We start from the raw sequence: 10,160 nt of genomic DNA on the forward strand, positions 1-10,160 counted from the left end.
GACCGCGAAGACCCCGGGCGGGGCCGGGAGCGTCGGCCCCGCGACGGCGCGGGGCCCGCGCCCGGACGGCGCCACGGCCCGGCTGCGCGCCCGGTTCAGGCAGAGTCGCCCGCGAGTTCCGCGACGCCCGTGATGCGGTGCAGCGGATAGGTCCGGACCTCGTCCGCCGTGTGGTCGAACGCCGTGACGAAGCCGCCCTCCACCCGTACCGGCGCGATCACGCGCTGGCTCGCGGTGCCCTCCGCGTTGACGTAACCGATCCAGATCGCGGAGCCCGTCATCGCCGCCGCCTGGACCGTCGCCAGGGTCTCGGCGGCGGAGGTCCGGGGGAGGCCGCCGGGCGATGCCCCCGGCGGCGCCTCGGAGGCGGACGGCGTACCGGCGGTGGCGCCGGACGGCTCCGCGACCGGCTTCCGTACGACCGTGGACGCGAGGTCGCCCGCCCGGATCGCCTTCACCGCCGCGCCCAGCAGGGGCGCGGCGGGGACCGGCGGGCCGTCCGAGAGCGGGGTCGGCGGGGTCCGGTGCGGGGTGCGGTGGGCATGGGCGCGGGTGATCAGCACATCCCCCTCGGCCGACTCCGCCGCCGGCGCGTAACCCATCGCCCGCAGACCGTTCAGCAGCGTCGTCGGGTCGGCCGGGGAGGCGAGCACGGTGGGCGCGAGGCGGCGCAGCCGCAGCCCCTGCGACCGCTTGTCGGCGACGATCTCGTCCAGCATCACATCGTCGTCGCAGCGGACATACGAGGACGCCGCGCCGATCCTCAGGTGGCCGTGGCGCCGGGCCACGTCGTCGATCAGATAGCTCAGCGGCTGCGGCACCGGTGTCCGCGAGTGCGCCGCGAGGAAGGTGTGCAGATCGGACGCGGACCGCCCGGCGTCCAGCGCACGGCGTACGGAGCCCGGGGTGAACCGGTAGACCGTCGCACCGCCCTTCGACTCGACGTCGGCGAGCACCGCGAGGGTCTCGGCGAGGGGGCGTTCGAGGGGGCCTGGGGCGACGGCCGTGAGGTCGGCCTGGAGGAGGACGTGGTCGAGGGGGGTGGGGAGCAGCGGGGCGAGGACCGTGGCGGGGCCGGCCGGGAGCCGCCCGCCGCCCGGCCCGGCGGATCCGGGCCCCGGGGCCGCCGGAGACAACCGGTCGGCGGCCCCGGTCAGCAGTTCGCGGCCGTGCGCCGACAGGGCGCCCCGGCCCGTGACCCCGAGCGTCTCCGCCTCCGTGAGGGTCCAGGAGGCCAGGCGGGAGCGCAGGTCGGGGGTGGTCTGGGACGCCGCGGTGCGCAGCGGTCGCTCCCAGTGGAGGCGGGCGAGGAGGGAGTCGACGGCCGGGGCCGCGCCCTCGGGGAGCGAGGCGAGGAGGGTCAGGACGCGGCGGCGGGTGCCGGGCGCCGAAGGGCGGTCGAGATCGGGGCCGAGGGCCGCGAGGGTGCGGCCCTTGCCGTCCTGGGTGCCGACCAGACCGGGCGTACGGGTCGAGGAGAGCCACGCGGACGCGAGGACCGACCAGCGCTCGGCGGCCTGAAGGGTCAGCCACTCGTCGTACGCGGGCGTCGGCGCGAACCGCTCGTCCGCCGTGGCCGTCCCGGTCCGGGTCACCCCGCCGTCCGACGCCAGCAGCCCCGCCGCGTACGCCAGCTCCAGCCAGAACGCGGCCAGTTGCTCGCTGGTGTCCAGTGCCGCCGCCGTCCGCTTGAGGTCGCGTACGGCCAGACCGCCGGCGCGCAGCACGGACGGACCGCCCTCGTGCCAGTCCTGGAGCAGGTCCTCCACGGTGGACAGGGCGATGAACGCCTGTCCCGCCGCCGTACCGTCCACAACCTGTGGACGGCCGGGCGCGGCGGACGCGGGAAGGACCTCCGGCGGCAACGGCTCCGGTGTGCGGTGTGCCCGCCCGGCGCGCAGATGCAGCGCGGCCTCGCGCGGCAGTACGACGGTGCGGGGGGAGGCGGGCAGCAGGAGCCCCCGGTCGCGCAGCCAGCGCACGGGCGGGGTCGGACTGGCCGTCACCTCTCCGTACGGCGGCCCCCAGACCAGCCGGTCCAGCACCGCGAGCGCCTCCGAGGGGGCCTCGTCCAGCAGCTCGCCCATCCGCTGCCGGTCGGTGAACAGGGCGGTCAGCGCGGCGACCGCGGACACCGGATCATGGGTCGTGGGCAGTCCCGCCGCCTTCACGATCTCCTGGATCCGGCCCGGCGACATACCCGCCGTGGACTCCGCGACGGTCGGGCCGAGCCCGGTGGGCGACGGCCGGGTCGGCGAGGGCGCGAGGAGTTCGCGCGCGGTGCGCACCAGCCGCAGCCGTTCGTCACCGCCCCACACCAGGGCCTGGGTGCGCAGCTCCGCCACCGCCCGGGGCAGCGCCGCCTCGATCGCCGGGTCGCCCTCGTCGCCGGTCAGCAGCGTGAGCAGGGAGTCGTAGGAGGCCGGGTCGGGGGCCACGGCCAGCGCCTCGGCGGCCTGGAGGGTGAACCGGTCGAGCCGTTCGAGGGCGCGTACGACCGAGGCACGTGTTCCCGCGCGTGTCGCGAGCTGTGTCAGATCGCCGGGCACGGGGTTCAGCAGATCGGGCCGCGCGCGAAGCAGCGCGGCCAGCTCCTCGTCACCGCGCGCACGCAGGGCCTCGGCCAGCGTGCGCGGACTGCTTCCTTCGGGCATGGTCCCCATCCGCCCCACGGTAGTCCCTGGAAGGGCGGGGCCGCGCTACCGTCGGGCAAGTGCGGGCCGGCGGTGACACGGCGGGCGGCCCGGGGCCGGGAGCGGCGGGGAACGTCGGGGAACGTCAGGGGAAGCGTCGGTGGGGATCGAGAGCGACCAGCTCGTCTACGACTATCTGAGCCGGGTCGGCGACCTGGCCCAGCAGCACCAGCTGTCGTCCGGCAGCCGGATGAGGCTGGTGTCGGCGCTGCGCGGGGAGATCGACCGGCAGCGCTCGGCCGCCGGGGGGAACAGTCCCGCGTCGGTACGGCGCATCCTGGGGCGGCTCGGGTCCCCGGACGACGTGGTGACCGCGGCGGCGAGGGGCGGCGGCGCGACGCCGGGCGCGGACACGGGGATCCCGGGCGCGTCGGCTCCGGGCCCGTCCGCTTCCGGCGGGTCCGCATCGGGCGCGGCGGCCACGCGTTCGTCGGCCGGGGGTTCCCCGGCCACGGGTTCGTCCGGCGCGGGCGGGGCGCGTCCGGGCCGGACGGGCCCGGGCTCCCGTCCGGCCCCCGGCTCCCTGTCCGCGCTCGGCAGATGGGCGGGGCTCCTGCAGCCCACGGGCGGTCGGGACAGCGGGCCCGGCGGATCGCCCGGGAGCGCAGGGTCGCCCGGGGACACGGGGTCGCCGCCGTCCGCCGGATCGCCGGGCGCCACGGGATCCGGCGGGTCCGCCGGCCGGCCGTCTTCCCCCGTCGGTCTGCCCGGCCAGCGGGTGCGCCGCCGGATTCCCCGCCCCCGCAGGAACCCGGCCCCCGAGCCCGCCCCGCCGCCCGCCGTGGGACTGCCTCCCCACCTCGCGGGGCTCGACGAGCTGGGCCCCTCCGGCGGTGCCGAGCCGGACGTCGACTGGTGGCGCGTCGAGCCGAATCCGTACGGCGCGGGCGAACGCGTCGCCGGGTTCACCGGCGGTGTGGAGATCCCCGAGATACTGCGCCCGCCGCGCCCGGACGACGACGGGGAGCCGGGCGAGGAGACCGGGGCCGGCGGCGGCGAGCAGACGACCGGAGACACTGGAGACACCGGGGACGCAGGGGACACCGGGGCGGGGGCCGCTCCCCGGCGGCGGTGGGTGCCGCGCCTGCGGCGCCGGGCCGACGCCGGGGGAGCCCCGGCCGCCGCCGGACTCGGCAACCCGTTCCTCCTGGTCGCCGCGGCCCTGCTCGTCGCGGGCGTGGTGCTCGGCTCCTGGCTCGCGCTCGGCCTCGGCTGGCTCCTCGCGTACGGCTCGCGGCGGCTCACACCGTTCGAGACGAAGCTGACGGTCTTCGGTCTTCCCGCGGCGGCCGTGGCGGCGGGACTGGTGTGGATCTGGGGGCGCTCCGAGGGGCGCTGGGGCGAGCCGATCGCCGAGGGTGCGATGAAGGACGCCTTCGCCGGGACCTGGCCCTGGGTGCTGAAGGGCGCGGCGATCGCCTCCGCGCTCTACCTGGTGTGGCGGGCGCGGAGGCGCTGAGCGGCACCGGCGGGCGCCCGGGGCGTCAGCTGCCCAGGCGGGCCGCCAGATCGTCGAGGATCTTGCCGGCGGCGGTGTAGCCGATGCCCTGGATCCACAGTTCGTCGTCCGCGGTGAAGACCTTGCCGGTCTTCACGGCCTTCATGTTCTTCCACAGCCCGCTGTTGAGCACCTGCGTCTGCCTGGCCTTGTCCGGGTCGCCGTAGGTGGTGTGGAAGACGGCGTCCGCGTCGGCGAGATCGATCTTCTCGGGGCTCACGTCGTACGAGAACCCGTCCTTCGCGCGGTCCGCGACGGGGGGCCGCCCGAGGCCGGCGTCGGCGAGGATCGTCGCGATGTAGTTCTGCTTGCCGTAGATGCGGACGTCCGCGCCCTCCACGAAGCGCACCACATTGACCTTCGTCGCCGCCGCCTTCGCGGGCCCGCCGAGCGCGGTCGTGACCTCGGCCGCGCGGGCCTCGTACGCGGCGACGGCCTTCTTCGCCTCGGCCGGCTTGTTGAGGGCCTGGGCATGGACCTGGAAGTTCTCCTTCCAGGGGTAGCCGGTGGTCTCGGTCATCACGGTCGGAGCGATCTTCGACAGGGCCTCGTACCGGGTGCCGTGGCGGACCTTGCTGGTCAGGATCAGATCGGGCTTCAGCGCCGCGATGGCCTCCATGTTCGGGGTCATCATCTCGCCGACGTCCTTGATGCCCGCCACCTCGTCCTCGGGCAGATAGCCGAGGAACCCGCCGTCGACGTCCGCGTGGGTGGAGCCGACCGGCTTCACCCCGAGCGTGATGGCGGAGTCCAGCTCGGCGGTGTCGAGGACGACGACCCGCTCGGGCGCGGTGGGCACCTTCACCTCGCCCATGGCGGTCTGCACCGTGCGCGTACCGCCGGAGGCCGCGTCGCCGTCCGAGCCGTCCGAGCCGTCCGAGCCGCACGCGGTGAGGAGGAGGGCGGAGGTGAGCAGGAACGCCCCGGCGCCGAGGCGGCGCCCCCGGAACGGGGAGGCGGCGCGGGAGGATCCGGACGGCCCGGGGAAACCCGTGGACCGGGCGGCCCGGGCGGCCCGGGCGGACCGCGGGGCAGGGGACGACGGGGTCATGGGGATGCCTTTCGTACGGTGTTCTCCGGGGCGGTGTCTTCCGGGGCGGCGGGTTCAGGGGCGGCGGGTTCAGGGACGGCGGGTTCAGGGGCGGCGGGTTCAGGGACGGCCTGTTCCAGCGGGGCGTCCGCCGGTGGGGAATCGGGGGCGGAACCGGGTGAGTAGGGCGCGCCCGGCACCACGAGCGGCGAACCGGTCACCGGATCCGGGACCACCACCGACGCGAGCCCGAAGACCTCCCGTACGAGAGCGGCCGTGACGACCTCCTCCGGGCGGCCCTCGGCGACGATCCGGCCCTCTTTCATGGCGACCAGGTGATCGGCGTACCGCGCGGCCTGATTGAGGTCGTGCAGGACGGCGACGACCGTCCGGCCCCGCTCGTGGTTGAGCCGGCGCACCAGATCGAGCACCTCCACCTGGTGGGCGATGTCGAGGAACGTCGTCGGCTCGTCCAGCAGCAGCAGATCCGTCTCCTGCGCGAGGGCCATCGCGATCCACACGCGCTGCCGCTGCCCGCCGGAGAGCTCGTCGACGGGCCGCTCGGCCAGCGCGCCGACATCGGTGCGCTCCATGGCGTCGGAGACCGCGCGCTCGTCCTCCTCGGACCACTGCTTCCACCACGCCTGGTGGGGCTGGCGGCCCCGGGAGACGAGGTCGGCGACCGTGATGGCCTCCGGCGCGACGGGTGACTGGGGCAGCAGCCCGATGGACTGCGCGATCTTCTTCGTGGGGGTCTTCGCCAGCTCCCGCCCGTCCAGGAGCACCGACCCGCCCCGGGGCTTCAGCAGCCGCCCCAGGGCGCGCAGGGTCGTCGACTTCCCGCAGGCGTTGGGGCCGACGATCACGGTCACCTTCCGGTCGGGGACCGCGAGATCCAGCTCGTGGACGACCGTGCGGTCCTCGTAGGCGAGCGTCAGCCCGCGGGCGGTGAGCCTGCTCACGACTTCCCTCCGGTGGTACGGCTCCGCATGATGAGCCAGATCAGATACGGCGCGCCGACGGCGGCCGTGAGCACTCCCACGGGCAGCTCGGTGGGCGCGAACAGCTTGCGGGCGAGCAGGTCGGCGAGGACGACGATCACCGCGCCCAGCAGCGCGGAGCACAGCAGCGGGATCTGCGCGGTACGGGTCATCCGGCGCGCGATCTGCGGCGCCAGCAGCGCCACGAAGTCGACCGGCCCGGCCGCGCCCGTCGCCACGGACGCGAGGACGACCCCGAGGGCCACGAGCCCGAGCCGGACCCGTCCGAGGCGCACCCCGAGCGCGGTCGCCGTGTCGTCGTCCAGGGACACGCCGCGCTGTGCCCGCGCGGCCCACACCACGGCGGGCGCGAGCAGGAGCAGCGTCCACGCGAGGGGCGCCGCCTCCTCCCAGCCGCGGCCGTTGAGCGAGCCCGTCATCCAGATCTGCGCCTGCTGGGCGACCATGTAGTCGCCCTTCGTCATGAAGAGGGTGGTGAGCGACCGCAGCGCGATCGCGAACCCGATCCCGATCAGCACGAACCGGGTCGCGTGCAGTCCGCCGCGCCAGGCGAACACGTACACCAGCGCGGCGGCGGCGATCCCGCCGGTGACCGACAGATAGGGGAGCACGGCGTACGAGGAGACCCCGAACGTCATCGCCCCCACGGTCAGCGCGCTCGCCCCCTGGCTGATGCCGATGATGTCGGGGCTGGCGAGGGGGTTGCGCGCGACCGTCTGGATGAGCGCGCCCGCGATCCCGAACGCGATGCCCACGAGCACCCCGACCACCATGCGCGGCAGCCGCAGTGTCCCGACGACCAGTTCATCGGCCGACGGCTGCCCGAGGAGGACCCGCAGGACCTCGCCGGGCGCCACGAAGGACTCGCCGACGCTGAGGTACGCGACGCACACCCCGGCGAGCAGGACGCCGAGCCCGGCGGCGACGGCCACGGCCCTGCGGTGCAGCAGAAGGCTCCCGGCCCGCACCCGTACGACCCGGTAGCCCGCCGGCCTGACCTGTGCGCTCATCCCCGCTCCCGGGCTTGTTCCGTCCGTGTCCCGTCCACCGGGCGGGGCCTTCGCGGCGCACGCCGCCGGCCCGGTCGCCCGCGTCATGAGGGCACGGCCCTGCGTCGCACCAGGGCCACCAGGAACGGCACCCCGATCAGCGCCGTCATCACACCCGCCGGGACCTCCCCGGGCGGAAGGATCACCCGTCCGGCGACATCGGACATCAGCAGCATCACCGGCCCGATCAGCGCCGCCATCGGCAGCATCCACCGGTGGTCGCCGCCCACGACCGCCCGCGCGATGTGGGGCACCGCGAGTCCGACGAAGGCGATGGGCCCGGCCGCGGCCACGGCGACCCCGGTCAGTACGGTCGCGGCCACCCCGCCCGCGATCCGTACGGTCGCGACCTTCTGCCCGAGCCCCTTCGCGACGTCCTCACCGAGCGCCAGCGCGTCGAGGCCGCGCGCGACGAACGCCACCAGGAGCACACCCGACGCCAGGATCGGCCAGACCTGTTCGACGATGTCCGCCTCGCGCCCGGCGATGGACCCCACCTGCCAGAAGCGGAACTCGTCGAGGACCGCGGCCTCGGTCGTGAGGACCGCCATCATCACGGACACCAGCAGCGCGTTGACGGCCGCGCCGCCGAGCGCCAGCTTCACCGGGGTCGCCCCGCCGCGCCCCCTGGAGGCGATCGCGTACACCGCGACGGAGGCGATCGCCGCGCCCGCGAAGGCGAACCAGACGTATCCGGTGAGCGTGTGCACCCCGGCGTACGCGATCGCGAGAACGACACCCACCGACGCGCCCTGGCTGATGCCGAGGATGCCGGGGTCGCCGATCGGATTGCGGGTGAGGCCCTGGAGGACCGCGCCGGCGAGCGCGAGCGCCGTGCCGACCATCAGTCCGATGAGGGTGCGGGGGAGCCGGAGTTCGCGTACGACCTCGGCGTCGTCACCGCCCCCGCCCTGGAACAGCGCCTCGAACACCGCGGACGGCGCGATGGATCGCGCCCCCACTCCGAGGCTGAGCAGCACGGCGACCAGCAGGGCCACGACGGCCGCCGCCGTCCAGCCGATGCGGCGGACCGCGAGCGCGCGTCTGGCTGACATGGTGACCAATCAGGTGCGGTGACGGACGGAGGTAACGGGGACTGCCGGAGGTGAAGAGGACGGCGACAGCGGGCGGGAAAGGCGGGCAGGGGCGAGCGGGCAGGGGAAAACAACCCCCTGAGTGTAGGTAAGGCTTGGCTAAGTCTACGGGTCGGGTGTACGGGCCATCGATGGGCACAATGAATCCATGGCTTCCCACCGGGAGACGGCTCCCCGAAACCACGCCCCCGCCCACCTCCCCACCGCCGCCCCCACCATCGGCTTCGACCTCGACATGACCCTCATCGACTCCCGCCCGGGCATCCACGCCGCGTACGTCGCGCTCGCCGAGGAGACGGGCACCTGGATCGACGCCGATCTCGCCGTCACCCGGCTGGGTCCGCCCCTGGAGCAGGAACTCGCGCACTGGTTCCCCGACGATCGAATTCAGGCCATGGGCGACCGCTACCGCGAGATCTACCCCGCGTACGCCATCGAACCGACCCTCGCGCTCCCCGGCGCCCACGAGGCCGTCGCCGCCGTCCGGGAGGCGGGCGGCCGGGCCGTCGTCGTCACGGCCAAGCACGAGCCGAACGCCAAGCTCCATCTCGCCCATCTCGGCATCGAGCCGGACGCCGTCATCGGCTGGCTGTGGGCCGAGGGCAAGGCGGAGGCGCTGCGCGAGCACGGCGCGAGCGTGTACGTCGGCGACCACATCGGGGACGTCCGCGGCGCGCACACCGCGGGAGCCCTCTCGGTCGCCGTGCCGACCGGCCCCTGCAGCGCGGACGAACTGCGGGCGGCCGGGGCGGATGTGGTGATCGGGGACCTCACCGAGTTCCCGGCGTGGCTAAGCGAGTACGCCGCGGGGTGAAACCGGACGGCACCCCGTTGCCGTCCCTGTCATGACGGCGTCACCGATGTGGCCGCCCGCCGCTGAGCCGCGACCGAACGGAGCACACCCCCCGCCGCGATCACGAACCCGACACCCATCAGCATGCAGACCGCGTAGGCGATCGGCGGAAACGGCTCGGTGCCCAGAAAGAGCGGTGCCACGGTGACCAGTGTGGCCACCGCGCCGACGATGAAGACGATGGCGCCGGCCCGGACCAGTCCGTCACCCGGCGCGGAAGGAGTAGCAGTCATCCGGCCAGGGTAGTTCCCTGCGGGTAGGAACCGTTCGGCGACGTCTTGTCACCAGCCCCTGGACCACTAGCCTTGGGTGGGAGCGGGTCGGACGACCCGCTGTAGTGCTATCCAGAGCAGTTTTCCGGTCGCCCAAGCGCCACACGAAGCGCCCCGACGAGTACGAGGACGAGGACAGACGTGCCTACCGGCAAGGTCAAATGGTTCAACAGCGAGAAGGGCTTCGGCTTTCTCTCCCGCGACGACGGCGGCGACGTCTTCGTGCACTCGTCAGTGCTGCCCGACGGGGTCGATTCGCTCAAGCCCGGCCAGCGCGTCGAGTTCGGCGTGGTCGCGGGCCAGCGCGGTGACCAGGCACTCTCGGTGACGGTTCTCGACCCGACCCCGTCCGTGGCGGCGGCCCAGCGCCGCAAGCCCGACGAACTGGCCTCCATCGTGCAGGACCTGACGACGCTCCTGGAGAACATCACTCCGATGCTGGAGCGCGGCCGTTACCCCGACAAGACGCAGGGCAAGAAGATCGCGGGCCTGCTGCGGGCGGTGGCGGACCAACTCGACGTCTGAGCACCGGTCCCGGCGGCGTACGGCCCCCGGGCTTCCCGGGCGGACGGTTTCTAGGGCGTGTATCGAAAGTAGCGTCGTCCGCCCGGAGGGCGGGGCCTGCGGCGTCCGGTGCGTGCAATCGCAAGGCGGAGGGTCGCCCTCGTAC

The 10,160-nt window shown here is 74.5% G+C and carries 9 protein-coding genes; 3 read left to right on the forward strand and 6 right to left on the reverse strand.

The genetic code is table 11. The features are described from left to right. Positions 1–95: 95 nt before the first annotated feature. A complete protein-coding gene (locus ACFYT4_RS22315) occupies positions 96–2,654 on the reverse strand; it encodes a helicase C-terminal domain-containing protein (RefSeq protein ID WP_389271636.1) in 2,559 nt (852 codons plus the stop codon). 139 nt (positions 2,655–2,793) lie between these two features. Here ACFYT4_RS22315 and ACFYT4_RS22320 point away from each other — a divergent pair, with 139 nt between their 5' ends. After that, a complete protein-coding gene (locus ACFYT4_RS22320; protein WP_389271596.1) occupies positions 2,794–4,152 on the forward strand; it encodes a hypothetical protein in 1,359 nt (452 codons plus the stop codon). A gap of 25 nt (positions 4,153–4,177) precedes the next feature. Here ACFYT4_RS22320 and ACFYT4_RS22325 read toward each other — a convergent pair whose 3' ends face one another. From ACFYT4_RS22325 to ACFYT4_RS22340, 4 genes are all read right to left on the reverse strand, one after another. Then, positions 4,178–5,242: an ABC transporter substrate-binding protein gene (locus ACFYT4_RS22325; RefSeq protein WP_389271599.1), complete on the reverse strand. Its 1,065-nt coding sequence runs from the start codon at positions 5,240–5,242 to the stop codon at positions 4,178–4,180. Continuing rightward, positions 5,239–6,183: an ABC transporter ATP-binding protein gene (locus tag ACFYT4_RS22330; protein WP_389271602.1), complete on the reverse strand. Its 945-nt coding sequence runs from the start codon at positions 6,181–6,183 to the stop codon at positions 5,239–5,241. Before ACFYT4_RS22330 ends, ACFYT4_RS22325 begins: the two co-directional genes overlap by 4 nt. Next, complete coding sequence (locus ACFYT4_RS22335) at positions 6,180–7,232, reverse strand: FecCD family ABC transporter permease (protein WP_389271605.1); 1,053 nt, start codon at positions 7,230–7,232, stop codon at positions 6,180–6,182. Before ACFYT4_RS22335 ends, ACFYT4_RS22330 begins: the two co-directional genes overlap by 4 nt. An 83-nt stretch (positions 7,233–7,315) precedes the next feature. Then, a complete protein-coding gene (locus tag ACFYT4_RS22340; protein WP_389271608.1) occupies positions 7,316–8,326 on the reverse strand; it encodes a FecCD family ABC transporter permease in 1,011 nt (336 codons plus the stop codon). 187 nt (positions 8,327–8,513) lie between these two features. Here ACFYT4_RS22340 and ACFYT4_RS22345 point away from each other — a divergent pair, with 187 nt between their 5' ends. Beyond that, on the forward strand, positions 8,514–9,179 hold the full coding sequence (locus tag ACFYT4_RS22345; RefSeq protein WP_389271611.1) for an HAD family hydrolase: 666 nt from the start codon (positions 8,514–8,516) through the stop codon (positions 9,177–9,179). A gap of 29 nt (positions 9,180–9,208) precedes the next feature. Here ACFYT4_RS22345 and ACFYT4_RS22350 read toward each other — a convergent pair whose 3' ends face one another. Then, on the reverse strand, positions 9,209–9,451 hold the full coding sequence (locus ACFYT4_RS22350; RefSeq protein ID WP_389271614.1) for a hypothetical protein: 243 nt from the start codon (positions 9,449–9,451) through the stop codon (positions 9,209–9,211). Positions 9,452–9,631: 180 nt separating this feature from the next. Here ACFYT4_RS22350 and ACFYT4_RS22355 point away from each other — a divergent pair, with 180 nt between their 5' ends. After that, positions 9,632–10,015, forward strand: a complete 384-nt coding sequence (locus tag ACFYT4_RS22355) for a cold-shock protein (RefSeq protein WP_389271617.1) — start codon at positions 9,632–9,634, stop codon at positions 10,013–10,015. The last annotated feature ends 145 nt before the right edge of the window (positions 10,016–10,160 follow it).

The sequence above is a fragment of the Streptomyces sp. NPDC004609 genome (assembly GCF_042873655.1).
Lineage (GTDB): Bacteria > Actinomycetota > Actinomycetes > Streptomycetales > Streptomycetaceae > Streptomyces.

Excerpts from the sequence above, each read along its gene's own strand:
- ACFYT4_RS22315 (WP_389271636.1), bottom strand. The coding sequence starts at position 2,654 with ATGCCCGAAGGAAGCAGTCCGCGCACGCTGGCCGAGGCCCTGCGTGCG.
- ACFYT4_RS22325 (WP_389271599.1), bottom strand. The coding sequence starts at position 5,242 with ATGACCCCGTCGTCCCCTGCCCCGCGGTCCGCCCGGGCCGCCCGGGCC.
- ACFYT4_RS22335 (WP_389271605.1), bottom strand. The coding sequence starts at position 7,232 with ATGAGCGCACAGGTCAGGCCGGCGGGCTACCGGGTCGTACGGGTGCGG.
- ACFYT4_RS22340 (WP_389271608.1), bottom strand. The coding sequence starts at position 8,326 with ATGTCAGCCAGACGCGCGCTCGCGGTCCGCCGCATCGGCTGGACGGCG.
- ACFYT4_RS22345 (WP_389271611.1), top strand. The coding sequence starts at position 8,514 with ATGGCTTCCCACCGGGAGACGGCTCCCCGAAACCACGCCCCCGCCCAC.
- ACFYT4_RS22350 (WP_389271614.1), bottom strand. The coding sequence starts at position 9,451 with ATGACTGCTACTCCTTCCGCGCCGGGTGACGGACTGGTCCGGGCCGGC.